Source organism: Bryocella elongata (genome assembly GCF_900108185.1).
Taxonomy (GTDB): domain Bacteria; phylum Acidobacteriota; class Terriglobia; order Terriglobales; family Acidobacteriaceae; genus Granulicella; species Granulicella elongata.
In genome coordinates, this window is sequence record NZ_FNVA01000004.1 from 470,160 (window position 1) to 494,768 (window position 24,609).

Consider the following 24,609-nt stretch of genomic DNA (forward strand, 5'->3'; position numbering starts at 1 on the left):
GAATTTCGTATCCAAGATCGGTCCGCCGGCCGGGTTATGGATGTTCTTGCTCACCCGCGAGCACGGAGTCGCTGTTACGGTGGCACTCTCCATACATCTTGTGCCGACCACACCAACAAGGCAGCGTCGGCTTAATCTGACGGAGATGCTCCGCCGGCGTCATCGCCTTGGCCGAGCGGCCTGGCCAATAGCCCGACCAGAAATCCATCGCCCGCGCGGGACCGCTTCGCGTCTGTACCCATTGGAAGCGCGGAGCATCTTCGACAATCGCCTCGCCGGGTAGCGGCTGATAAAGCGGAGTGACGACGTGGCCGATCTTCCGGCAGAGCCTTCGGGTGCGGAGCCAGACCAGATGTTTCGCGACGTACTGCGTGAGCTGGTCGAGAAACTGCGTGTAGTAGTCCGCGTCTTCAACGAATCGAAACTCGGCACTTGAAAACACGCACAGGCCGGGCAGCGGCCTGCCACTGTAGTCAATGGTTTGGTCGCTCCTCGGGTGCGGGTGGACCGCGGTATCGGCGTAGTACGGCTGGTAGCGCGGACTAAGCAGGTAAGCGCGCGGCACGGCGTCCGGCTGCGTGCAGACCATCACCTCGCACGGCGCCGCCATGTTCACTAACAGCGGGTGCGCCCAGTGGCTTTCTGTAGACGCGCCGGGACGAATCGAGCCAGCAGAGATCCATAGCGTGCGCTCGGCCTCGATGTCGCAAAGGATGGAGCGCGCGGCAGCATCGTCTGAATAGGGCTGAATCACACCGCGCCAGGCGGAAACCGTCAGCCCATCGGCTGGCGGCTCCGCCTGGACGAATTGCTGGTAGTCCGGCGTTAGCATCGGCTTTACTTCAGCAACTTCACGCCGACACAGTGGCCGCGCTGCACCGGCGCGGGACGGTACGGGGCCGGCGACGGCGCGACAGCTTGAGTGTGCCGGCAGATTGGCAGCCGGCCCAGGTTGTCCGTGACGACCCCGTCGCGGTGGGTTTCGAGGAAACGGCGGGTGCCGTTGTGGGCAACGCGCACGTCAGCTTGGTTGCCCTTGTCGTCGCGCACGGCAAATCTCTCCGTGCCGGCGTTGATCGCCGCGATGGCCTGCGCCTCGGTGAAGTGTTTCAGCGCGCCGGTGGCGCTGTCCGTGCCCCCGACCGCAGCGATGCTGCCATTTGATGCGTGGGTAATACAACCTAGGTAGATCAAAGTTTTCTCCTTATTGCGGGCTCCCACCGTATACTCGGCGATGGTATGTTCACCCCATCTAACGAAGGGGCGTTACAGGACATCGGCACATGGCTGGAATCGACAGATTTCGTAAGGAGGCTGCCGGATGGGCGAAGTACGTTATCCGTTTGTGAAGCAGATGGTGAAGAAGGTTTTGAGGGACAGTAAGATTGTCGCTGCTCCCGTAGACCTTGTGGCGATTCTGACCAAGCACGGGATTGAATACGAGGAACTGGACGATTTGCCCGACTCAGTTGATGCAATGATCGTCGAAGACGGCGACGGCCAGACCCACGCGATGGTCAACGCAAACCATCACCCTCACCGCCAGCGTTTCTCGCTCGCGCATGAGTTGGGTCACTACTTCTTACATAAGGGTGCTTCGTTCGGAGAATCCGTGAGTATCGATAACCCTCCGTCCGGCGAAGAGATAATCATCAATACAAAATCACCCGAAGAAGCGGAGGCGGATTTCTTCGCGGGGGAATTGTTGGTGCCGCTTGAACTCCTCAAGGCTGAGTCCAACAAGCAAATTCCTCATCTATCCAAGGTTTTTGCCGTCAGCGAGCAGGTCGTCAGTATCGCTGTCAGCCGACATATGAATGCACTTTTCAAATGAGCAGATCTGCCCGGCCCTTGCGTTCTAACTCTTTGGCAAGCTTTTCGATGAATTCCTCTACACCAGCGTTAGCGGGTGGTGCTGCCGACGCTTTGGCTGCTTTCTTCTGATGAAGCCGGGCGGCAATCACATCTAGCGCTCTCTCGGTGTCCTCGCCTCTTCGGTCATGACGTAAACCGCCATGTGAACGCGCCGCCGCCTTCAAACCGTGTTTTGTCGCGCTGACATCGGTGCTTACGTTCATAGTGGCGGATGCTTGGCTGATCGTGACGCGAAAGAGCATTAGCACATTCGCGATATCCGATGGAGGGAGAGCTGTAGGGTGGACATCTCCTCGCTCAATTCTGGACACGAACGCCTCATCCTTGTACAGCCGATTCGCTATTTCAAGTCTGGTAAGTTTTGCTTCGTCGCGAATCGCCTCGATGAATCTTCCAAAGGGTAAGATTTTTGAACCGACAGCCGTACGGCCCTTTTCGATAGCGTCATTCTGAATTTGTGTAGTTAGCCGCGCCTTCAGTCGTTCGAGGCGTTCATTCGGTTCGGGAAGATGTTGACCGAGCAGGCAATCGACCCTTTCGTCAGTCATCTCTAACTCAATCTCCCCTCGGCTAATCAATTGGCGAAGTCCCGAGTTCAGTTCCCTTTCATTCATCTCCGGACACCTCCCTTTCCGTGGCGATTTCGCTTTCTTCCGACTGCTCTAGCGTGATGTTCAGTTTCTTCATGGCGCGTAAGTGTCGTACTCGTGCTGCTGTTTCTTTGATGCCGAGCCATCCGGCGATGTCGGCATATGAGCAATGATCTGCCCGCCACAGCACGATGTTCCGATCCCACTGCGTAAGCGCTTCCAACTTTACCTTAAGCTCGTCTAGCAGCGCCCTATTCAGGCCGGCGCATTCGGTCTTTCCCGGAGGTGGCGCGATCTCCCCGATCTCCTCCAGAGAGACGCTCTGGACGCGACATTGCCTATGAAAGTCGATGGCGCGATTCTTTGCGATTTCAAAAATCCAAGTGGTGAGTTTCGCGTTGCCCAGGCGAAACGTAGAGATCTTCCTATAGGCGCTATACAGAGCGTCGGAGGCGCATTCCTCTGCGTCAAGTTCGGGAACGTTCAACGTGGACGCCAGGTAGTTCGCCACGGGCTGGAGAAGACGCGCGAAGAGACGCTCCCAGGCGGACGTGGACCCGCTCTTCAGCTCCGAGACAAACTGCGGCGAGTTGATATCGTCGAACGACGTGGCAAAGCCCTCTCAAATCTTTAACGTAGGGGCGTTACATCCTGGGTCTACCGGCTGTCCCACTACTCCTATGCGCTCATTGAGCTAGAACGGGTAGCTCTGTGGCGACGCTGGCGGCTTGAGGAATAGGTCGAATCCCATTGCTCTTACTGGCTAGCGGCTTCGGTTTCGCAGGCTTAGTCACGAGCGATTCCAGAGCGTCGCGTTTCGCTTCCATGCGAATGTGGCTGTAGTGCTTGAGCATGTTCCGCGAGACGTGCCCCGCGATATCCATGATCGTCTGCTCGCCAGCGCCGCTCTCAGCGAGATCGGTGATGAGCGTGTGACGGTGATCGTGCCAGCGGCCCGTCACTTTGGAGTTCCGTCGCACTGTATCCCAAGCTGTCTTGAGCGTGGTCACGGGCCGCGTCGGGTCGCTCGGCCTGGGCTTCCCAAAGGGGAAGAGATACCACTCGGGCCGTATCTCTGAGAACACGACCTCGTACCATTCGGCGTATTCAGCCAGCGTCTCGGAGAGTGCCGAGTTGAGGGGAATGGTTCTCCCCTCGCCAGCCTCCGTCTTGCTCTTGCCGACCGTCAGGTATCCCTTCTTGAGGTCTACCTGTGCCCAGGTGAGCTGCTTTAGCTCCGCATCGCGGATACCCGCGTTCAGAGCCAGCATGATTGCCGGGTAGATGTGTGGCGACTTCGACTTCCGAGCCTCAGTCAGCATTCGGTCTTTTTCTTCCGTGCTGTATGCCTTGCCGATGGGTTTGCCCACCTTCAATTTGAGCAGGTTCCGCTTGCGAAGCCGAATCCGCAGCAGGTCCCCCGGATCGCCCATGAGACGCAAGAGGAAGCCAACTTCATCGTTGACAGTCTTTGGGGCCGCACCACCCGCCAGTCGCTCATTTTGATACGAGGTGACGACCGCTTCGTTGCAGTCGATGAACATCCGGCTCCCGATTACGCGGCTGATGTGTCCGACCGCATAGGCAGCGAAGGTTGCAGATTGGGGGTGCCGCAGCTTGTAGGCAATGAGGTATTCATCGGCCAAATCGCTGATCGTCCGAATGCGTTCCTGACGTGTGTCAGTGATGTTGTTGAAGCCCTGTTCAAGTTCGCGTTTACGATTCTGTTCTGCAGTTTTAGCGAGAGTCTTGGAAGGGCTCTTTGTTGATTCCCGGATGCGTCTCCCGGCGAAATAGAACTCGTACCACCAAACATCACCACGAAGAAACAGTGCCATAGCCGGGCCCCTCTTATGCTGTCTTGCGGACGCCCCCGTGTGAACTTTGCGCCTTGGAAGGTGGAATCCTTCCGAGCTCGCGTGTCCCGCCGGAAGGTTGTGATTCCATCCACTGACTTAAATCGTACTCCCCATAGCGCACCAATGTACCCAGCTTGCGAAACTTTGGTCCGCGGCTCTCCAGCCTCCACCGGCGCAGCGTTCCGAGGCTGATGTGAAGCCGCTCCGAGATGTCCTGCTCTGTCAGAAAGTCGTTGTCCATTGATGATTCACCGCGATTGGATTTTTCGTCCTCCCACAGCGTGGCCGTTGTCCATGCTTCTGTCCAATACTTTCTGACTATGGCCGTTTCTCGACAGTCATAGTCTTTGACTATGGCCTCAGTCCTGAGCGTTTGGGAACACTTTCACCCGCAGCGTGTTGACTTTGCAGGTACCCAGGCCGACAATTGCATAACGTTGGGCTTGACTTGTGGCCGCACTTAGCGCATCGACTCTGAGTATGAACGATCACAAGAAAGCGGGCCCCGTAAGATGTCAGACCTCGTAGAGTTAAAGAAACTCAAGAACCTCATTGCGGTCGCAGAAGCAGGAAACATCAGCGTCGCCGCGAAGCGCCTTTATCTCTCGCAGCCCTCCCTCAGCATTCAGATTAAAGACCTTGAAGACGTGATGCAGGTACCCCTACTGGTGCGCGATCATAAGGGCGTTCGTGCGACTCCTGCCGCAGAGATATTGATAACGGGAGGTCGTGAACTTCTGAGGATGCGGGACGAAATGATTGGCATGGCTCGCGCGTTACATCGCGTGACGTTCGTGCCGATGCGACTGGGGTTCTCTTCCTTCGTAGACCATGCGCTGTACGAGATGGTTTGCTCCATCCACACATCGCTCTTTCCGTCGTGCGAGATCAAGCCGAAGAGTGGCGATCCTGTAGACCTTTTGCTCATGCTTGAAAGAGGGGAGATTGACGCTGCATTGGTGACGCTTCCCGCGAGTGGCGCGGGACTCAAGGCATATCCCTTTACGCAGAGTCGGCTCGTAGTGTGCATGAAATCCAACGATCCATTAGCAAAGCTAAAAGAGATAACCCCGGCAGACTTTGGCTCGAAACTTACGATCTTCCGCGACCCCCGACAGCATCCCCAAGCGCACGACCGTTTGATCGAGATGCTGGACGTGGTTGGCATTACAGGCGACGTTGCAAGCACGAACAAGACGCCGCACGATCTTCAATGGATGGTCGAATCGGGAACTGGCTATGCGCTCATCCGGGAGGGTTCGGAGTTGCAGCCAGGACTTGTAACCCGGCCCGTCGCCGGTGTGACGTGGACTGTCGATAGCGCATTGATTGTCGCGAAATCCACTTCGCAGAGAACGATGCCTCACTTGGTGCGTGAGATGCGAAAGAGGTTGCGGCTGCAATCGTCGTTGCCGCAATCGAAGAAGCCCGTTCGCTCGGTTCGTCCCAGAATCGGCGACAGAATTCTTCCTCTTTTCGGCTGAACGTCAGCCATAGTCACAGACTATGGAAAACCCCATTTAGGCCGATTCGGCCATAGGGAATGAGTATTGGACGCGCGCGCACGCGCGGCCTAGTGTCAGGGGCATATCACGACCGTATCGGTCGTTGGAGGTGCCAAATGACACGTATTCGAATCATCATCCCAGCAGCAACGATTGAGCGGACAAAGCTCTACTTGATACGCGGAGCAGCCCTGCTCCTATGTGTATTGATCTTCCCCCTAGCAGCTCATGCCTCGCCATTCGATAGTGGCATTAGCTCCATCCAAACGCTCTTCACCGGGACCGTAGCGAAGGCTGCCAGTCTGATCGCAATTGTGATTGGCGGGTACACATTCGCGCACGGCGAGCCCGGCGCGAAGAAGACGCTTGCGGGCGTTGCAGCCGGCACCGGCATAGCAGTGATGGCAACCAACATCCTCACTTGGCTATGGGGCTCCTAACTTCACCACGGCTGCGAATGTCCTGCACTCCAATTCACTTCACTCCAACGACGTTCTATGCGAGGGGCTTATGCCGGAAACAACTCAGAAGCGCCGCAACCGAGTCTTCAAGAGCCTGCATAAGCCCCTCACCTATATGGGCATCGAACGCACATTATTTTTCATGATTGCCGTGTCGGCAGTTGGGATGTTCAACCTCTTCAATTCGATCATTGGCGGCATCATCGTTTTCATTGGCGGCTGCATCTTCGGCCACTGGGTGACGAACTCAGACCCCGCTTTCCTCAAGATTATTGGACGTTCCGAGAAGTTCAAGCTGCGCTACGACGCCGCGAAACAAAGAGTCCCGAACGTAGAGGTGCGGTAATGCTGAATCTCTCGCGAGTCATCAAGCCGTGGAAGGAAGCGGACGCATTGAGCGCCCACATCAACCTCTATGGATTTTGGACAGAGACAACGTTTCTGACCAAGAGCGGCGACCTCGGCATGGTGCTGAGTGTTACCGGCGTGGACTATGAAAGCCTTGACAACGACGAGCAGCAATACGCGGTGAAGCGTCTCGAATCCGCCCTCAAGTCCTTCGGAGAAGGCTTCCACGTCTATCAATATCTCTTCAAGACGAACCGGCCCGAGATTCCGTTTGCCAGCTACGACGACGCCCTGATAGACGCAGCGATTGATCAGCGTCGGCAATTCTTCGAGTCCAAGCGCGACCGGCTCTATCAGATCGAACTCTTCTATGTGGTCGTGCTCGAAGGTGCGCGGTCGAAGACCGGCATCATGCCCGCTCTCCTGCGTATCCCGCGCGACCCGCAGGGCGGCATCCGCGAACTCAAGGCGCAGTTCACCAGCGACAACATGAAGATTTTGCTGCGGACGCAGATCGACGCCGACCTGATAAAGCTGGAGCAGCGGGTACAGAACTTTACCCGCCAGCTCGCCGACCTCATGCCGATCGAGGTGCAGGGACAACAGGCGCAGTTCAGCTTCTTCCGCCGTCTGCTCAACTTCGATGACTGGCGTATCGCGGGCAAGCCGCAATCGACGCAGTATCTCGACTATCAGGTGGTCAACTCCAACATCGAGGCGGAGCGCGATCACCTCCGCATCGGCGACCATTTCGTCCGCATCCTCACGATGAAAGAGGCCATTGCAGAGACACGGCCTCTGATCCTTGACCGGCTCTTCAAGATTGAGGGCAACTTCTATGTCGTCACCGAGTGGACGCCACTTTCGATGGCAAAGGCCCGGAAAGAAGTGGACAAACGCCGTCGCCATTTCAACATGAGCAAGTCCGGTTTCGTGTCGCAGATGGGCAGCGATCCAGCGAAGACGAACCAGCGCGACGTGCTGATAGATGAGTCGAAGCAGGCCGATATCGAGAACCTTGGCGAGTGCCTGCGGGCGCTCGGCGACGGCCAGACGTTGGGAGATTTCTCGCTTACCGTGGTGCTTTACAGCACTGACCTCCAGACTATCAATCAAGAGATGGGCGAGTTTACCGGGGTGTTCACGAACGCCGATGGTGCGCTCTTCACCGAGACATACAACCAGCTCAATGCGCTGTTTGCGACCGTTCCGGGCAACTACGCCCAGAACCTCCGCAAGATGTACCTGCTCAACTCCAATTACGCCGACCTGTCCTTTCTCTTCACCATCCACCCAGGCGAGAAGACGAACCCGCATCTCCGCTCAGAGTATCTGGCGGTGTTGGAGACAGACAACGCCACGCCGTACTACCTCAACCTGCATAACGGCGAGGTAGCGCACACTCTCATCCTCGGCATGACAGGTTCAGGCAAAAGTTTTCTATGTAATTTTCTTCTCACGAACGCTCAGAAATATCGGCCGCAGACCTACATCTTCGACATCGGCGGCTCGTTCCAGTCGCTCACGGAGATCTTCGGTGGAACGTACCTAAACGTCGGCCAGGAGAGCCGGGACTTCACCATCAACCCGTTCAGTCTGCCGGAGAGCAAGGAGAACCTGCAATTTCTTTTCTCATTCTTCCGTGTGCTCATTGAGGGCAACGACAAGCGTTACCGTCTCGACTTCAAAGAGGAGCGCAAGCTATGGGAAGCGATCGAGCGGATGTATGTTGTCGCGCCGGAGCAGCGGACTCTATCGACGTTCAGCCAGATCATCGGTGAGTTGAAAGAAAGGCTCCACCGTTGGACCAAGGAGGGGCAGTACGGATTCCTCTTCGACAACGTAGAGGACACGCTCAGTTTCTCCAAGTTCCAGACGTTCAACTTCGCCGGCTGGGGCGATGCTCCCGAGGTCTTGGAGCCGCTGCTCTTCTATGTCCTTCACCGGGCCAGCAATGAGATTGCGAACCCCGCGAAGCTGGCGACGTTCAAGACGTTCCTGTTGGACGAGGCTTGGCTCTTCATCAAGAACGAGACCATCCGCTCTTACATCGTCGCGGCTCAGAAGACTTGGCGGAAGCACAACGCGGCGATGATCCTTGCCACGCAGTCCATCAAGGAGCTTGAGGATTCCGGGATGCTGGCGGTTGTCGCCGAGAGCTGCCCGACCAAGATTTTTCTTGCGAATCCCGAGATGAACCGCCAGGTCTACCGCGAGGCGTTCCATCTCAACGACACCGAACTCGACATCATCGCCGACCTCATTCCACCCGGCGAGATGCTGATTCGCAAGGCGCACTCCAGCAAGAAGGTACGGCTCAACGTCGATTCCGTCTCGTACTGGATTGCGACCAACAACGCCCGCGACAACCTGCTCAAGCGGGAGGCCTTCGCAGAGTATGGCATCGCCGAGGGCGTTCGCCAACTCGCTACCACTCACCCGTTCCAACCGCGCCGCTAAGGAGTCCACCCATGAAGCACCTGAAGACAACAGCCATCGCAATCATGCTCGCCACGCTCGGCAGTCTGGCATTGCACGCCCAGACCGCCTCGCGCAACGTCTCCTACCACTCCCAGGACATCGTGCCGATCCGGGCGAAGGTCAAGTACACAACGCTCATCGTTGTCCCAGCCACCGAAAAAATCATGGAGGCCGCGACCGGCGACAAGGACTTCTGGATTGTGGATGTGGTCGGAAACTTCTGCTTCGTTCATCCGGCCAAGCCGGGCATCAGCTCAAATCTTAACCTCATCACGGACAAGGGCAATATCTACAGCTTCACCTTGACTGACATCACCGCATCGGGCGGCGATCCCGATCTCAAGGTCATCATCCAGCCAGCGGATGCTTCCAATATCGTTGCGGCAAATGGACCAGCCCAATACGTTCCAGCCGCCCAGCTTGAACAGGCCCATCAACAGATATCGACGCTTCAGTCACACGTCGGAGCAACCGTCGATGAGTACAAGAGTGCCTACCCACTTGCGTTGAAGTTCGACTATACCTTCAAAACGAATGAGGCCCCCTTCGATATCCAGTCGATCTACCACGACGACAAGTTCACCTATATCAAGACCAATGCACCGGAGAAGTTCAGCGTGTACGAGATGCGGGACGGCAAACCCAACCTCATCAACTACGACCTGCGGGAAGGGACATACATCATCCCGAAGGTGATGGACAACGGCTATGTCGAACTGGGCAAGAAAAAGATGGAATTCACAAGGAAGGGGTAACACAATGGCCGATACCGTCACCGCAGACCCGCAGCTCACAGACCACACTTCGCAGCCCAAAGGCGTGCTGCAGAAGAACCTCAAGATGTTTCTTTATCTCGGGGCAGTCGTTCTCCTCATTCTGGCAACCGTTATCAGTTCCAGAAAGAAGGCCCCCACGGACGCTGAGAAGGCCAAAGGTGCGCCACCGCAGCCTTACGTTCAGGACAACACAGCAAGCAACGTAGACGCCTTGCAGCGTCAGCTAGGGGCCGACAAGCTGAAGGCGGAACAGGACGCTCAACTGGCAGCCGCCACCGGCTCACCAGCGGGCGGTACAGGGGCGCAGCAGACCGCCGCAGCGGGGTATGCCCCTAACGGGCAGCAGAACGGCACCCAGGCGAACGGGCAGCCCCAGCTCACACCGTCGGAACAAGCCGGACAGCAGCTTGCCGCGACGGAGAAGGAGAGGGCGGATGCAGCGCGGTTTTCGTCCAATATCGCCTTTGCCCGAGGGGAGGAGACGGTTGCTCCGGAGCAGAATGCACCGCCGCGGCCTCCGGCGGCGGCGCAGAATCCCTATGCCGCCGCTTTACAGGCGGGCCAGCCTACTGCCTTGACCGCTCCCCGCGCCGCCGGAGAGCAGAAGGCGTCGGGAGATCAGATACCGGCGACGGAGTACAAACGTCCGAGCGAGGCCAATATCGACAATGCCATAGGCCAGCCCTATGTCATCTATGAAGGCCTGACGCTCGATACGGTGTTGATGAATCGGCTTGACGGCGATGCCGTGGGGCCGGTGAAGGTGCTGGTATCGAATCCGGTGTACTCGCACGATCACCAGCACGTCCTCATTCCCGAGGGAACGATCGTGCTGGGCGAGGCCCGCAAGATCGGCGCCGCCGGTTTCGGCCAACAGCGCCGTATCTCCGTCGCTTTCCATCGCCTGTTGATGCCGGACGGATACAGCGTTGACCTCGACCAATTCCACGGCCTCGATCAGATCGGCGAGGAGGGCTTGAAGGATCAGGTCAACAATCACTACCTGCAAATCTTTGGAACGTCGATTGCGCTTGGTGTGATCGCCGGTGCCGCGCAGATCAGCCAGGGCGGGTCGAATCTCACCAGTTCCGGCCCGCAGTCGTTTACGAACGGTGCGGCGTCCAGCGTGTCGCAATCGGCCACCACGATTCTCGACCGGTTCATTCAGATCCCGCCCACGATCACCATCCGGGAGGGACATCGCGTGAAAGTTTATTTTACGCAGGACATGCTGTTGCCAGCCTATGAGAACCATCGTATAGCTCAGTCGTTCTAAGGAGACCAACATGCGTAAAGCCATAGTTATTGTCGTCGCTTTCGTCGCCCTCACCGTCGCCGGATGCAAGAGTAAGCAAGACCAGCTTGTAGAACTCAACGCGCAATTTGATAGCCAGAACGCGCAGTACCAGAAGAATTGCCTACTCGCCCCCGCCGAAGTCATCCAGCGCACACAAGCGGAGTGCAAGGCGCAGCGAGACAAAATGAATCCTCTCGGCAAAAAGATCATTGATCTCCAGAACGATATTGCCGCCTCGAAACGCTAAACGATTCCCATAACCGCCCCTAACCATCCACGCACAACAACCCGAAGGCCCCGACAAGGAGAACCATATGAAGGGACTCTTAACCACAGCTCTGCTTACCCTCTCCACGCTTACAATTCCCGCACACGCACAGATCGGCGCGAGCGTCGTGCTTGACCCCACGCAGTCCGCGCACGCCGTGCAGCAAATCATCCAAGGCAGTCAACTCTATACGACCAACCTCCAAACCCTAACGAACGTCATGGAGACGTACAACCTCGCCCACCGCATGGCAACGGCACCATCCAGCTACTACACCGCTTTCGCTAACATGGGAGAGCAGATGTGGACGCAGGTGACGCGGCCCGCAAACACTTACGGCAACTCTCTTCCGTGGATGAATGCGGCAACGAACGGCAGCGGCGCTGCCTCAGCGAACCAGGGAGCGGGCGTCCAGAGGACGGGGCAAATCTCCGGATATACCTCTCTGAATGCTCAAGGACAACAGGCCATTGCAGCGCAAGGCGCAACCATTGACCTGGGCGATGCGGTGACTTCAACCAGCCTTCAAACGATTGGAACGATTCGCGCGAACTCCACACAGCGCGCAATCGACATCCAGACGCTTGAAACTGCCAGCCACTCCATCGACCCAACCCAACAGACCGAACTAGCTACGTTGCAGCGCATCAACCAGGCGATGCTTTTGCAGCTCCGCACGCAGCAGGAGGCGAGCCAGATGACGCAGGCCCAGAGCTTGCAGCAGATGGTGCAGCAGAAGCAGCAGCAGGACGCATTGAAGATGTCCATGCAAGCGGCTGACGGATACGAGACGAACTACAACAGCCACGTCTCGACTGACACAACAGGCATCACCAAAGCACTGAGCTACTGATCCGCCGGGGGCGATTATGGGAAATCAATTACTCACGTTCATAGCACAACAGTGCGACAGCCTAACCGCAACAATGTCGCCTTCCGTCGATGCAATCGGACTGCACATCGTCCTCTCGCTGGCGACGATCATGATGGTGTGGTTTGGAGTGCAAGAGGCGCTTGCGTCGGCGCAAGGCGGACCTGGATTCAACATGGGGAAGTTTCTCAACTTCTTCATGCTCATCAGCTTCGCTTATATGTTCGTGAAATATTACGACTCCAGCATCCCCGGAATCGGGTACTCGCTTAAAGGCTTTATCAGCCAGGGAACCACCAGTCTCGCGCAGACGATTGGGCAGGATGGCATACAGTCGATGTTCCAATCAATCGACGCGGCGTTAGCCAAGTCCGGCCCCGGTATGGCGATGTTCACCGCGCCATATCTACTCTTCGCTTATATCAGCACCCAAATCGGACTCTCGGTGCTTTCGGCCATCGCTGCCGTCATCCTGGCATACGGCGCAGTTGCGGGAACGATCATCGGTATTCTTGGCCCGATCTTCATTCCATTTCTCATCATCGAGAAGCTGGAATTTCTCTTTTGGGGATGGTTCAAGGCGTACTTGAGTTTCGCTTTCTACAAGGTAGTCGCAGCAGCGACGATGAGTATTCTGGGGCACCTTTTCATCACCTATTACGCCAATCTTACCGACTTCACCAATCCCCTCACTCTCATCAAGAATCTTCCATTGCTCATCGTGCTTGTGGTCGTGAACGTCTTCCTGATTCTCAAGATACCGGCTATTACGGCTTCGATCTTCTCGGGCAGCAGCTCCGGTCACGATGCAGGTATGGGCGCAATCACCGGAGCCATCACAGCCGGAATCATGGGTTAACGGAGATCCCCAATGCCAGTTCAAGAGACGAAATCCCCCGAGATCACCCGCGCAGCGGAACGCTATCTGGAACAGTACGGCGATCCGCTTGTAATGAACACCTATTTGAAGGTCACAATCCTCGTATTGTGCGTCGTCTGCCTGATGCTGGGTACGCTTACCTTCAAGAGCCAGAAGGCGCTCGCCGGCATGAAACCACTCGTCATTCGCATCAACGACGTAGGCCACGCCGATGCTATCGACTATCGCAACTATGAGTACAAGCCGCAGGAGGCAGAGAACAAGTATTACCTCTCGCGGTGGGCCGCGCTTTATTTCCAGCGCAACCGCTACACCATTGAGCGCGACCAGACCCAGGCGCTTTACTTTCTCAATTCGGATGTCCAGCAGGCCGTCATCCGGCAGGAGCAGTTGACCAAGACGATTGCTACCTTCCAGCAGGACAGCACACTCCCGTATGTCGATATCAATATCAAGAGCGTCATACTCGACGATCTACGGGTGTCGCCCTACTCCGCACGCATTGAGTTCGAGAAGGTCTACACGAACGCCAACGATCACACGCAACTAAAGACGGAGCGCTGGACTGCCAGCGTGACCTATGTGTTCGCCGATCACGTTGCGAACGATGCTCTGTCATTCAATCCGCTTGGACTCACTATCGTTCGTTACCGCGCAGACCAGGCGTTTGATTAGGAGCCTGTATGAACCACGACCTGGACCTTCTCATATCGTTTCTCCAACCAATCAAGGAACTCTTGCTTGATGACACGGTGAGCGAGATTATGGGCAATCCGAACGGCCAATGGTGGTTTGAGCGCAAGGGCAGGTTGGAACACGCGGAGGTCATCTTCGATGCGAAGGCGCTCCGCACCGGCCTTGAGGTGATTGCGAACAAACTCAGCCGCAAGTTCGACGAAGCGCACCCGCTATTGAATGCCCAATTGCCGGACGGGAGCCGCCTCGCGGCGGTCCTTCCGCCCGTCGTGCGGCCCAATCCCGCCGTCACCATTCGCAAGTTCTCCAAGGTGCGGTTCACCATCGCCGACCTCATCCAGACCGATGCAATGAGTGTCGAGATAGGCGACATGCTGAGCGGCTATATTGAGGCCGGGAAGACGATTTTGATTAGCGGCGGAACCGGCAGTGGAAAGACAACGCTGCTAAACGCTCTGGCCGATTTCATTCCCGAAGGCGAGCGCATTGTGGTGATCGAAGACACTTCGGAACTGCGTATCGGTAAGCCGAATCTATTGGCGTCCGAGTGCCAGACCGAATCGCACACCGGCGCGGTGAGCTTCAACGATCTATTGAAGGCGGCGCTGCGGTGGAGGCCCGACCGGATCATCCTTGGCGAGGTGCGCGGCGAAGAAGCACGCACGCTGCTCGATTCCTTCAATACCGGCCACGCAGGTTCGATGGCAACAATTCACGCCAGCTCTGCGGTGAAAGCGCTTCGCAGGTTCGGCGAATTGGCGATGCGTTCGCATCAGCAATCGAATCGCGACGACATCTCGGCAGAGATAGCCGAGACAGTTCAGATCGTCGTCCAGGTGGGACGATTCGCCAGAGGCCGGAAGATCAGCGAGATTATCGCGGTGCGCGGATACGATCGCGCCGCAAAGCTATTCCTGTATGACACCATCTTCGATCTTGCAGGAGAGCGCGACAATGAGCGCGACAACCCAATAGTCCACCCAATCAATTCAACCAGCACGAAGAGGGAGAACGTTCATGCCATTGCTTGAGATCACTACCAGCCGCAAAGTCACAGCCACCGTTTCACTTGAGGAGCCCACAGCAAACCTCGTCAATCAATATGCAGCATTCACCCGTGTTGCCGCAGACGATGTGGTGAACAAGGCGCTCGAATATGTCTTCACCAAAGACAAGGACTTCCAGAAGTTCATCGGCTCGCCGAATGATGCAAAGCCGATACATCCGTTGCGTATCAAACGGAATGGCGACGATAGGCCGAAGGGAAAGCCGGGACGCAAACCAGCAACGTCAGTGCCGAGTCCAGCACCAATACCGGTAGCGAATGTGGCGGTTAAGTAAAGTGAATTACCCCCTCCAATCATTTGTGCCGGGATGGAAGCGGTGCTACGCACCGGATGAATTATGACACTCCATCCCTCTGAGGGTCGTGCTGGGAATCCTTACGGATTCTTGAAAGCGACCGAACAACCTCAACAACTTACAGTGCTCAGGAATTCTTGAGAATACCCAGGTATTCCCAAGAATTCGTGACAGATTGAAGGCCAATATGCCCCTTCTCAACGATGACGCGATGGTGGAAAAGGCAGAACAGCGGGCATCCTTTCGGCTCACGAATGTCTCATCGAAACTGAGCCGGAGTGAAGCGGAGCGACTCGATTTACTCGCCAAGAAGCGCGGCCAGCAACGCGGCGAGTTCATTCGCCGGCTCATCCTTGACGAGCTGATACGAGATAGCGGCGCTCCTACCGCAAGTCCTGAGTTGAGCGAGATCGTAGGGGTTCGGCTGATGCTGACGAACCTCCTAAAGCCGCTTGCAACCGGCCTCAAGATTACCCCGGAGGTGTTCGACGGAATCATGGTCGAGGTCAAAAAGCGGAAGACAGCATTAGCCGTTGAAACGAAGCAAGACCTGGAGCGTGCGTGATGGCAAGTCAACAGTGGGGCCGTAAAGAGACGGTCATCTTTCCGCCGCATTCCCCGATCTACACCTATGGCGCGGTGTTCCTCGCATTCGTGCTGACCGGCTGCTTTCTGTATGTCCGTTTCACCTACGGCCAGACGCCCTTGCAGCAGTTCTACACGCCGATCTATGCACGAACGGCGGCAGGTGCAGCCCTCAACAAGAAGGACAAGTACCAACTGCTTTACGTTAGCGACGGCACCAAAATGGGCGCACCTGCCGTTGAAGCCGACGTGCAGCAAGGCACGACTCCGGCACCGGGCGGCAAGCATATTCCGCTTGCGCTTTCGAGCGCGGCGGCAGGGCGTGGACTCCGCGCTCTCTATCGTGGGCCGGAGCAACCGTACCTCGATAAACCACTGCACGAGTACCTGAAGAGCACCGTCTTCGAGGACGAAAAGCTCTGGGACATATACAAACTCCCGCTTCTTTTTGGCTTCCTCACTTTGCTTGCACAGCTCCCGTTTTCCATTCGGAAAGACATCAAACGCCGGAAGCAGATGAAGTACGGACGGCTGCTCAAAGGGCCAGTGATGCTCACGCCCAAGGAGTTCAATGAGACCGTCCAGGGCGACGGTGTCGGCTTCAAAACAACCGAAGCCAAAGAGATGATGCGGATACCACGACAGGCCGAAGCCCAGCACATCGAACTCATGGGCGACACAGGCGCCGGCAAGACCAGTCTCATCATGCAGATACTCCGGCAGATTCAAGCCAGGGGTGAAATGGCTATCGTCTATGACCCCGCTTGCGAGTTCATCCAGAGGTTCTACGACGCCACGCGCGGGGACATTGTGCTCAATCCTTTGGATGCCCGCTGCCCCTACTGGGGGCCGTCCGAGGAGCTTCGTCGCAAGGCCGAAGCCAAGGCTATTGCCGCCTCGCTCTACCAGCCGACCAGCGACAAGAAGGGTGAGTTTTTCACCGAGACGCCACAGAAAATCTTTGCCCATCTGCTCACGTTTGGACCGACGCCGACTCAGTTGGTCGCATGGCTATCCAACCCGGATGAGATCGACAAACGTGTACTCGGAACGGAGATGCAGGCCATGATTGCGAAGGGCGCGCAGCAGCAGCGCAACGGTGTGCTTGCCTCGCTCGGACTGGTAGCAGACAGCCTACGGATGCTGCCCACCAAAGACCAGGCGAAGACGACATGGAGCGCTACAGAGTGGGCCGAGACACGCAAGGGTTGGATCTTCATTACCTCCAGCGCGACCGAGCGCGAAGCCTTGCGCCCGCTTCACAGCCTTTGGATCGACCTGTTGGTTCTGCGACTCTTGACCGCGCCGCAAGGCACCCAGAAGCCAGTTTGGTTTGTATTGGACGAGCTGGCGAGCTTGCAGCGTCTCCCTCAGCTCCACACAGCCATTACCGAGAACCGGAAGAGCCAGAATCCTCTCGTCCTGGGCTTCCAAGGCAAGGCCCAGCTTGAGGTCATCTACGGCCACTTGGCCGAGGTTATGCTCTCGCAGCCCGCCACCAAAATCTTCTTGAAAACCACTGAGCCGAAGGCGGCGGAATGGGTGTCGAACGCCATCGGCAAGATCGAAATCGAGCGCATGAAAGAGACACACTTCGACGGCACACGTTCCGGCAAGAACTTCACTTTGGACCGTCAGGTTGAACCGCTGGTCATGGACTCGGAAATCTCCGGCCTTGAGAATCGCCATGCCTTTCTCAAGCTGGGAAACAACGTCGCCCGCTTCCATTTCGAGTACATGGACTTGCCTCAGAGGACTCGCGGTTTCATAGCCCGCGATATGGAAGATGATGCGCTTGGCTTCGATCCAATCACTCTTGTCCCGAAGGCTCAGACGCCCAGCGAGCCGACGATTGACCTTGAAGCCGACGTGCCAGCAGGGAAGAAAATTGTCTCTCCGAAGGTCGAAGATGCCGTCCTGCCGGTGCCCGAAGAGCCGACCGAAGAGGAGCTTGCCGAGGCGGGAACTGACCCGGATACCCCCGTGGACTCCAGTGAGGTCGAGAGCGACCAAGAACTCCAGGCAGCGGTTGACTTCGTCGGGCGTTAGAGGGCCGTATGCTTACCATCTCGAAGCCTATCAGCTCCGGCCAAGCACAGACCTACCACGCCAAAGAGTTCACCTCCGCCGAGCAGAACTACTGGAAGCAGGGCGACACCATTCTCGGAGAGTGGCAGGGGCAGTTGGCCGAGAAATACGGCCTTGCCGGAGCCATTGACGCCCAGCACTTCGCCCGCCTCAGTGAAGGCCAGAACCCTCATACCGCCGAGCAGTTGGTCCAGCATCGCAAGGCGCAGGAGTACACCACCGCAGACGGAGCTACCGTAAAGCCCGTTGAGCATCGGGCCGGGTGGGATGCGACGTTCTCAGCTCCAAAGTCCGTTTCATTGACCGCTCTGGTAGGAGGCGATGATCGTGTCCGCGAAGCCCACCGGCAGGCTGTGACCATCGCCTTGACGGAGTTGGAGCGTTACACGCAGGCACGCATCGGCGGGAACAACCCCGCCGAAACGACGGGCAAGTTCATAGTCGCAAAGTTCGAGCATGACACCGCCCGTCCCGTTGACGGCTACGCCGCTCCCCAGCTCCATACCCACGCCGTCATCTTCAATATGACCGAGCGCGGAGACGGCTCTACCCGCGCCCTACAAGAGCGCGGATTCTTCGATAGCCAGCAGTTTGCCACCGCTGTCTACCAATCCGAACTGACCTTCCGGCTCCGCAATCTGGGCTACGAGATTGAGGCCGGAAAGAGTGGTGCTCCCGACGTAAAGGGCTACACCTCCGAGTACCTTGAAGCGTCCAGTCCGCGCCGCCAGCAGATCGAAGAGGCCATCGCACGGAGCGGTTTCAGCGGGCCGGAGGCCGCGCAGATCGCCGCCCATAACACCCGAGACCGGAAGGAAATCCATACTCCCTCTGAAGTTCTTGCCGCTCACAGGCAGATTGCGGCCGAGTTCGGCAATCAGGCAGATCATGTGGTCGCAGAGGCCAGGGAAAAGGCTGAAGGACTGGCACAGAATCGTGTGCCGGATGCGCCCCAGCGGGCGCAGGAAGCAGTCAGCTTTGCCAAAGATCGCAGCTTCGAGCGTGAGGCCGTCACCGACGAGCGGGACATTATGCGCGACGCCTTGCGGCGCGGCATGGGCGACCTCACCTATGACCAGGTGCGGACGAACTTCGATCAAAGGCACGGCAGCGGTGAGTTCCAAATCGTTGACGGCCAGAAGCATGAAACAGGGCGGCAGTTCACCACCCGCGAGACCATCGCTGCGGAGCTGGCGACGGTAGGACATATGCAACGAGGCCAGAATACCGTCGAACCAGTCCTGCAAAAAGAACAAGCTGCAGCCCATGCCAACAGCCGCGAACTTCTCAATCCGGCGCAGCGGAAAGCCATCGAGGAGGTGCTGTCTTCCCATGACCGCGTCCACGGTTTGCAGGGCCTCGCAGGGTCAGGTAAGACCAGTACGCTGTCCTCCATCCGGGAAGGAGCAGAGAGGAACGGCTACGCCGTGGAGGGTTTCGCTCCCACCAGCCGAGCCACCGCCCAGCTACGAGAGGCAGGGATCTCAGCGGACACTCTGCAAGGTTTTCTTGCACGCGGAGGCCAGGAGCAGACGAAGGGCGACCCCGACCGTAGACACCTTTATATGGTCGATGAGTCCAGTCTCGCCAGCACCCGCCAGATGCAGAGCTTTATGGAAAAGATTGGGCCGCAAGACAGGGTGTTGCTCGTGGGAGACACCCGCCAGCATCAAGGCGTAGACGCCGGCAAGCCCTTCGAGCAGATGCAGCAGGCCGGGATGCAGACCGCTCAGCTTGACCAGATCATGCGCCAGAAAGACCCGGAATTGCTTCGCGTCGTTGAGCACTTTGCCAAGAACGAAACGGCGATGGGCGTCAGTCTCTTGCAGCAGCAGGGGCGAGTGACCGAGATCCAGGACAACGCCCAGCGCATTGAGGCTATTGCCAAGGACTATGCCGCCAAGCCGGAGAACACGCTCGTCGTCTCGCCCGATAACGCCAGCCGCCGCGACATCAACGATGCCATCCGCAACGAGCTAAAAAGCTCCGGCATTGTCTCCGGAGACGACCGCCGGATGGATGTTTTGACACAGCGATCGGAGCTTACCAGTGTCGATAGAGAGTGGGCAGCCAACTATCAGCAGGGTGACATTCTTTACTACATGCGTGGCAGCAAGGAGCATGGGATCGAGCCACGCTCGTATGCCACGGTGGCCGCCATCGACGCCGCAGCCAACCGGATTACAGTCTGCAAAGACGACGGGAAGCAGGTCATCTACGACCCGGAACGCTTGAGCGGGATCACCGCATACCGCGAGATCAGCCGCGATTTCGCCCAGGGCGACCGCATCCAGTTCACGTCCACAAACCGCGAACTGGGTGTCTCCAATCGTGATCTTGGAACCATTGACCGGATCGACGGCAAGCAGATCGACGTGAAGATGGACGGCGAGAAAGAGCGCAGCGTCAGCTTCGATTCGGCCAAGATGCGGCACTTCGACCACGGCTACACCGTAACCTCTCACAGCTCCCAAGGGCTGACTACTGATCGCGTATTGGTGAACATGGACACCACCGTTCACCCGGAACTCATAAATACTCGTTTCGCTTATGTCTCCGTCTCCCGTGCGTCACAGGACGCACGGATTTACACCAATGATGCCGGAACCCTTGGCGAACGCCTCAGTACGGACGTGACCAAGACCTCGGCGATAGACCTTCAAAGAGCGTCGGTCGAACCGACCGCCAACCAGCACGCCCCGAACAAGGAGCCACCAATGACCAACAGCAGAGAGCACCCGCAAGATGATCTACGCCGTGAGCCATCTACCGAGGCGATGGTTTCGCTCCCCGAAATCATTCATCACGAAGCCGAAGTTGATGCTCGGCACTATGCGCCCATCGAAGCAGCTTTGCCCAAGGAAACGGAAGGGTACGAATGGAAGCGGGAGACAGGCGACATCGAGAGCTATAAGCACGATCAGACAGGAGGTTGGCTGCATATCGACCCACAAAGCAATTTCTACGACAGGGAAGCCCAGCCGATTAGCCGAGAGAATGCCCTTGAGCACGCGGCACACGAGCCGTCCCATGCGGTAGCCGACAGTCTCAACGTGCAGCCCGGCAGCAGCGATCAAGGCAACGATCAGGGGATCGGTCTGTGACCGTAGCCGGTCCGGTTCTGGATCATCCTGCACAATACCCGGCATGGGTTGATGATTCGGACATAAATAGAAACGGCCCCCGATGAAGGGGGCCGTCTCAAACTGCCATGCGCCTCTTGATTATCCCTACACTCGTGGAGACCATTGCTGGCGGGTGACCGGCACCACGGCTTTCGCCGCTGCATTTATATGCCGTTATTCATACGATGCACCTTGGCGCAACGAAGGCGCAAGCGAAAACCGACGGGACAGCCCAAAATGGACCCAGCGCCCGCTACTGCTTCCGGATCACCGCCGCCTCTTGACAGGCGCGCTACGCTGAAAGAGTGATCGATACTTCTTCACTGACGGACGAGCAGAAGGCGAGCGCAGATTTCGCGTTCCACCATCAGCGCATGATGGACAGGTTGACTACGCCCGATTTCATCGATGCGCTCTGCGTTCACGAGGCAGCCCATGTCATCTACAACGAGCGCAGGGGCCCTTGCTTCTATAACGTGCTGAAGACACGAATCACCTGCGATAGCCAGACCGGAATATGGGGCGGCCAGTTTGGCGCTATTGAGCAGCATGAGCCCTTCTGTTGGGATGGGAATCACAGCACGTTTGAGCATTGGCTTATGGGAGACGCACAAGCAGGCGCGGCGGGTTCCGTTGCAGCGCAGAGGCTATACCCAGCCTTGGACGATCACGGAGAAGAAGGAGACAGGCGAAAGTTCTTAGCTCTTTGCGAACAACTGAAAGAGCATCCCTACGCGCCGAGAGTCCACGTTGATATGTTCTGGGCCGTAGCAAAGGACATCGTGAGACGCCAGCTCGATAGCGAACCAACGCTCATGCAGCGTATACATGAGAAGGCGGTCGAGTTGAGGCCGCGACTCGGCTTCTGACAGATATGGCAATAAACGGAGGCGTCTAAGTGAGTGTAGAGGTTTCAGAATTTATAAATGTGCGTCAGAAGCTCAACGAGCTCGGAGCCGAGTACCCTACCGACGGAATAGCCCTTCTCCCACTCAACATCTCGACAGCGGAATCCATCGGCGATCTAAAGCAAGCGTCTGAAGCGGCCACGATAAGAAAGCTCCTCCGACAGGCGGACATTCCGGTCAAAGACATCCTAAGCAAAGAGAAGCGACCGCCATATGTGAAGAACAAGTCGAATGACTGGGTATCACCGATAATCTTCGTCTCCGCTACCGTGTGGAACAACAATCCTAAATTGGTATCAGTTGCGTTGAATATCGTGTCGAGCTACATCTATGACGCGTTCAAAGGTGCCACAGGCTCTCGCACTACAAAAATATCCGTTGTGGTGGAAGACCCAAACGGCAAATCAACGCGCATCGACTATGAGGGGCCGTCTGAAGCAGTGAAGGACCTTGCAAAGCTGGTCAGAGAGGCGAAGAAGTGATCGTCACACAGGAAGAGGCAAGCTACATAGAAAAGTTCAATGAGGCCGTGACTCACTTCAGTCATTTCTGTTTCTGCACTATCGACAGTGGTTTGCAGAAGGAAGCATCTGCACAGATTTACGGCTTCTTACAGCAGCTTGCAGAAGACAAGGCCGCTGCCGTGGCTACAGGCGATGAGAGGTGGGCGAACTTTTTGCTCGGCTGTGAATGCCGTCTCAAGGGGATGCGAGCCGAAATCCTGATGTGGGTATTGCTCAAAGAAGAGAAGCCGGATGAAGCATGGCGACTGTTGGTAGATGCACAAGGCTTCACTTCAGACGCGATGAAGTCTGATGACGGTTTCCAGCTTCAACCCTTTATAGATCATCTTGCAAAGATTGAACGAGTAGTCTTCCCGCCGCAAGCATTCATGAGCGCGGGAATGGTGTGCGATCACGAGGAATGCAGTATTTGCCATGGAGACTACGAGGACTGCGACCACATAAAGTGTAGACCATATATGGGCGAGTTCTGCACTGTTGAGTTGTTCGGGTGCGAGCCCGATCATGTCGCATTAGTTGATGAGCCAGCAAGCAAACATTGCCGCGTTCATACGGTTTCAACTCCTGAGGGCCGTCGTAGCAAGATGACGCGGCTGGTAGAACCTTACAAAGTGGGCGAAGGGCCGCCAGAAGACGGATCGTTGCTAGCGTCTGCAACAATACTTCACTTGGGACCTGAGAAGGCCTAGTCGAACGGCGATATACCGCCGAAGAATTCCATTGGCCGCCCCCCTATGTGTTGGTCATGCACGACTGCAAAGTGGATGGCGACTAGAGCTTCCATGACTCGCCCTGCATCGTTCCAGCTGCATGTCAATTTACCCGTTCGCTTCCGACAAGGGTGAAGCCCCAATCTTCCAAATCCCTTACCTCGACCGCTGCGTGGAAGAGAGGGCAGCTTTCTTCCGTCATGAGCCTCGTTTGCAACTCCCTCGCGTCTTCCGCAGTGGCAATACCCGCTTCACTCAATTCGTCCACCACTTCCTGTACCGAATCGTAATTCCGCTTCCAGCATCGTGCGCTGGCATTGCTCTCAAAGACCAAGGCACTGATGTTGTCCGGTGCGTTGGGAAATAGGATGAGCGAAATTTGCATAGAGCGCCCTCTGGGTAGTTAGAGTCTTCTTCTCCCCTTGGGGATACCTGTTCACTCTTCATTGCACGAAATCGTCAGCGGCACGTCACACAACGGTTGATCCCAGCCGAAATGCAAACAAATTCATAGCTAGCAGTGGGATGAGGTTTCCTCCCTGTCTGCGGCCCTCCGGTCCTCCGCCACCCTCCTCAGCAGGGAGGCCCAACCTCCCCGCAACGCCCCTCCGACAAGAGCAAAAGCCATCGCAATTTCTCGCGCTCCGCGCCCAGCAAGGAAACCAAGCCTTCTGAGGAGCGCCGCTCCTGGCGCGCGCAAGGCGATGGAAAAAGCTCCGTGCAGCTCCAGGTATTCGCTTCCTCCGGCCTGCGGCTGGCCTGAAGGCCACTTTTCCCACACCTTGCACTTGCCGCCCTCGATGGCGTGGGCCATGGCCAAGGCGTGTCTGGGTACAGACACAGCACAGCCATTCAAAAACGGAGGAACCATGCGCACCACGCAAACCACACCACCAGACACACCCAACCCGTTTACATGGCGGCGATTCGCCGACGTGTACATGGGCGACCACCTTCTTGGAGAAGACACCGCAGACCTCGCCAGCTTGGGCTTTTGCGGCGATACCGTCACCGTCTCCTGCCCCGCCTGCGGGGAGGTTCTTGGGAACGTCCCCGTGGAACTTCTCAGCGATGGGCTGCAAGACCTCACCACAACCCACATCACGCCTGTACTCGATTGGCATTTTGCAAAACAGCATCCCCGTTCCACCTAAACCCCCACGACATAACCCCAAGGAGCAACGACCATGCAGAACTCCCACCGCATCACCCTCAACGACCTATTGAAGCAGGAAGGCCGCAGCTTTGAAGAGATGGCCGAAGCCGTATTGTTCGGCGACGAGAACGCCCTCGCGCTCTGCGATGAGCAATGCGAAGTAGAGCCGGACGGCACCTGTCCGCACGGTTGCCCTTCGTTTCTCCGCGCTGCCGGAATCATCTAGCCCCACGCACCAACCCAA

At 57.0% G+C, this 24,609-nt stretch carries 28 protein-coding genes; 21 read left to right on the forward strand and 7 right to left on the reverse strand.

Annotation, left to right across the window (positions count from 1 at the left end):
• Window positions 1-34 precede the first annotated feature (34 nt).
• Together C4S68_RS13905 and C4S68_RS13910 are read right to left on the reverse strand one after the other, a co-directional pair.
• Window positions 35-832 (reverse strand): hypothetical protein, encoded by a 798-nt coding sequence (locus C4S68_RS13905; RefSeq protein ID WP_103933671.1) that lies wholly within the window; start codon window positions 830-832, stop codon window positions 35-37.
• A gap of 5 nt (window positions 833-837) precedes the next feature.
• Window positions 838-1,194 carry a DUF3892 domain-containing protein gene (locus tag C4S68_RS13910; protein WP_160115152.1) on the reverse strand — a complete coding sequence of 119 codons (357 nt, stop codon included), beginning with the start codon at window positions 1,192-1,194 and terminating at the stop codon, window positions 838-840.
• 127 nt (window positions 1,195-1,321) lie between these two features.
• On the opposite strand from C4S68_RS13910, the gene C4S68_RS13915 reads away from it, so the two are divergent.
• The gene (locus tag C4S68_RS13915) at window positions 1,322-1,834 is read left to right on the forward strand and encodes an ImmA/IrrE family metallo-endopeptidase (protein WP_103933673.1); all 513 of its coding nucleotides are present in this window, start codon (window positions 1,322-1,324) and stop codon (window positions 1,832-1,834) included.
• On the opposite strand, the gene C4S68_RS13920 is transcribed toward C4S68_RS13915, so the two are convergent.
• From C4S68_RS13920 to C4S68_RS23965, 4 genes are all read right to left on the reverse strand, one after another.
• Complete coding sequence (locus C4S68_RS13920; protein ID WP_103933674.1) at window positions 1,827-2,489, reverse strand: helix-turn-helix domain-containing protein; 663 nt, start codon at window positions 2,487-2,489, stop codon at window positions 1,827-1,829. The two genes, C4S68_RS13915 and C4S68_RS13920, sit on opposite strands and share 8 nt — an antisense overlap.
• Window positions 2,482-3,060, reverse strand: coding sequence for an RNA polymerase sigma factor (locus tag C4S68_RS13925; RefSeq protein WP_103933675.1), 579 nt, complete (start codon window positions 3,058-3,060; stop codon window positions 2,482-2,484). The genes C4S68_RS13920 and C4S68_RS13925 overlap by 8 nt, the downstream gene beginning before the upstream one ends.
• Window positions 3,061-3,151: 91 nt before the next feature.
• Window positions 3,152-4,303, reverse strand: coding sequence for a tyrosine-type recombinase/integrase (locus C4S68_RS13930; RefSeq protein ID WP_103933676.1), 1,152 nt, complete (start codon window positions 4,301-4,303; stop codon window positions 3,152-3,154).
• Window positions 4,304-4,316: 13 nt separating this feature from the next.
• The gene (locus C4S68_RS23965) at window positions 4,317-4,565 is read right to left on the reverse strand and encodes a helix-turn-helix transcriptional regulator (RefSeq protein WP_407641105.1); all 249 of its coding nucleotides are present in this window, start codon (window positions 4,563-4,565) and stop codon (window positions 4,317-4,319) included.
• Window positions 4,566-4,836: 271 nt separating this feature from the next.
• On the opposite strand from C4S68_RS23965, the gene C4S68_RS13940 reads away from it, so the two are divergent.
• The 18 genes from C4S68_RS13940 to C4S68_RS14025 all read left to right on the forward strand — a co-directional run bounded on the left by C4S68_RS13940 (window position 4,837) and on the right by C4S68_RS14025 (window position 23,188).
• A complete protein-coding gene (locus C4S68_RS13940; protein ID WP_103933677.1) occupies window positions 4,837-5,808 on the forward strand; it encodes a LysR family transcriptional regulator in 972 nt (323 codons plus the stop codon).
• A 137-nt stretch (window positions 5,809-5,945) separates the two neighbouring features.
• Window positions 5,946-6,269 carry a TrbC/VirB2 family protein gene (locus C4S68_RS13945; RefSeq protein ID WP_160115154.1) on the forward strand — a complete coding sequence of 108 codons (324 nt, stop codon included), beginning with the start codon at window positions 5,946-5,948 and terminating at the stop codon, window positions 6,267-6,269.
• A gap of 70 nt (window positions 6,270-6,339) precedes the next feature.
• On the forward strand, window positions 6,340-6,636 hold the full coding sequence (locus tag C4S68_RS13950) for a VirB3 family type IV secretion system protein (protein ID WP_103933679.1): 297 nt from the start codon (window positions 6,340-6,342) through the stop codon (window positions 6,634-6,636).
• Complete coding sequence (locus C4S68_RS13955; protein ID WP_103933680.1) at window positions 6,636-9,098, forward strand: VirB4 family type IV secretion system protein; 2,463 nt, start codon at window positions 6,636-6,638, stop codon at window positions 9,096-9,098. Before C4S68_RS13950 ends, C4S68_RS13955 begins: the two co-directional genes overlap by 1 nt.
• 11 nt (window positions 9,099-9,109) lie before the next feature.
• The gene (locus C4S68_RS13960; RefSeq protein WP_103933681.1) at window positions 9,110-9,874 is read left to right on the forward strand and encodes a TrbG/VirB9 family P-type conjugative transfer protein; all 765 of its coding nucleotides are present in this window, start codon (window positions 9,110-9,112) and stop codon (window positions 9,872-9,874) included.
• Window positions 9,828-11,171 (forward strand): TrbI/VirB10 family protein, encoded by a 1,344-nt coding sequence (locus C4S68_RS13965; RefSeq protein WP_103933682.1) that lies wholly within the window; start codon window positions 9,828-9,830, stop codon window positions 11,169-11,171. The genes C4S68_RS13960 and C4S68_RS13965 overlap by 47 nt, the downstream gene beginning before the upstream one ends.
• 10 nt (window positions 11,172-11,181) lie before the next feature.
• A complete protein-coding gene (locus tag C4S68_RS13970; RefSeq protein WP_103933683.1) occupies window positions 11,182-11,439 on the forward strand; it encodes a hypothetical protein in 258 nt (85 codons plus the stop codon).
• Between the two features lie 67 nt (window positions 11,440-11,506).
• Window positions 11,507-12,313 carry a hypothetical protein gene (locus C4S68_RS13975; protein WP_103933684.1) on the forward strand — a complete coding sequence of 269 codons (807 nt, stop codon included), beginning with the start codon at window positions 11,507-11,509 and terminating at the stop codon, window positions 12,311-12,313.
• Window positions 12,314-12,386: 73 nt separating this feature from the next.
• Window positions 12,387-13,190 (forward strand): type IV secretion system protein, encoded by an 804-nt coding sequence (locus tag C4S68_RS13980; RefSeq protein ID WP_160115155.1) that lies wholly within the window; start codon window positions 12,387-12,389, stop codon window positions 13,188-13,190.
• 12 nt (window positions 13,191-13,202) lie between these two features.
• Window positions 13,203-13,886, forward strand: coding sequence for a VirB8/TrbF family protein (locus C4S68_RS13985; protein WP_103933686.1), 684 nt, complete (start codon window positions 13,203-13,205; stop codon window positions 13,884-13,886).
• An 8-nt stretch (window positions 13,887-13,894) separates the two neighbouring features.
• A complete protein-coding gene (locus tag C4S68_RS13990) occupies window positions 13,895-14,938 on the forward strand; it encodes a CpaF family protein (protein ID WP_103933687.1) in 1,044 nt (347 codons plus the stop codon).
• Window positions 14,925-15,248, forward strand: a complete 324-nt coding sequence (locus C4S68_RS13995; RefSeq protein ID WP_200821551.1) for a hypothetical protein — start codon at window positions 14,925-14,927, stop codon at window positions 15,246-15,248. Before C4S68_RS13990 ends, C4S68_RS13995 begins: the two co-directional genes overlap by 14 nt.
• A 208-nt stretch (window positions 15,249-15,456) precedes the next feature.
• Complete coding sequence (locus C4S68_RS14000) at window positions 15,457-15,834, forward strand: ribbon-helix-helix domain-containing protein (RefSeq protein WP_103933688.1); 378 nt, start codon at window positions 15,457-15,459, stop codon at window positions 15,832-15,834.
• Window positions 15,834-17,903 carry a type IV secretion system DNA-binding domain-containing protein gene (locus C4S68_RS14005; protein ID WP_103933689.1) on the forward strand — a complete coding sequence of 690 codons (2,070 nt, stop codon included), beginning with the start codon at window positions 15,834-15,836 and terminating at the stop codon, window positions 17,901-17,903. Before C4S68_RS14000 ends, C4S68_RS14005 begins: the two co-directional genes overlap by 1 nt.
• 8 nt (window positions 17,904-17,911) lie before the next feature.
• Window positions 17,912-21,046 carry a MobF family relaxase gene (gene mobF / locus C4S68_RS14010; protein ID WP_103933690.1) on the forward strand — a complete coding sequence of 1,045 codons (3,135 nt, stop codon included), beginning with the start codon at window positions 17,912-17,914 and terminating at the stop codon, window positions 21,044-21,046.
• Between the two features lie 326 nt (window positions 21,047-21,372).
• Window positions 21,373-21,936 (forward strand): hypothetical protein, encoded by a 564-nt coding sequence (locus tag C4S68_RS14015; RefSeq protein WP_103933691.1) that lies wholly within the window; start codon window positions 21,373-21,375, stop codon window positions 21,934-21,936.
• 29 nt (window positions 21,937-21,965) lie between these two features.
• Complete coding sequence (locus C4S68_RS14020; RefSeq protein ID WP_103933692.1) at window positions 21,966-22,457, forward strand: hypothetical protein; 492 nt, start codon at window positions 21,966-21,968, stop codon at window positions 22,455-22,457.
• Window positions 22,454-23,188, forward strand: a complete 735-nt coding sequence (locus C4S68_RS14025) for a hypothetical protein (protein WP_103933693.1) — start codon at window positions 22,454-22,456, stop codon at window positions 23,186-23,188. Before C4S68_RS14020 ends, C4S68_RS14025 begins: the two co-directional genes overlap by 4 nt.
• A gap of 124 nt (window positions 23,189-23,312) precedes the next feature.
• On the opposite strand, the gene C4S68_RS14030 is transcribed toward C4S68_RS14025, so the two are convergent.
• Complete coding sequence (locus C4S68_RS14030; RefSeq protein WP_103933694.1) at window positions 23,313-23,594, reverse strand: hypothetical protein; 282 nt, start codon at window positions 23,592-23,594, stop codon at window positions 23,313-23,315.
• Window positions 23,595-24,078: 484 nt separating this feature from the next.
• On the opposite strand from C4S68_RS14030, the gene C4S68_RS14040 reads away from it, so the two are divergent.
• Both C4S68_RS14040 and C4S68_RS14045 read left to right on the forward strand, forming a co-directional pair.
• Window positions 24,079-24,363 carry a hypothetical protein gene (locus C4S68_RS14040; RefSeq protein WP_103933696.1) on the forward strand — a complete coding sequence of 95 codons (285 nt, stop codon included), beginning with the start codon at window positions 24,079-24,081 and terminating at the stop codon, window positions 24,361-24,363.
• Window positions 24,364-24,396: 33 nt separating this feature from the next.
• Entirely contained in the window at window positions 24,397-24,591 is a 195-nt protein-coding gene (locus C4S68_RS14045) for a hypothetical protein (protein ID WP_103933697.1), read from the forward strand.
• Window positions 24,592-24,609: the final 18 nt, after the last annotated feature.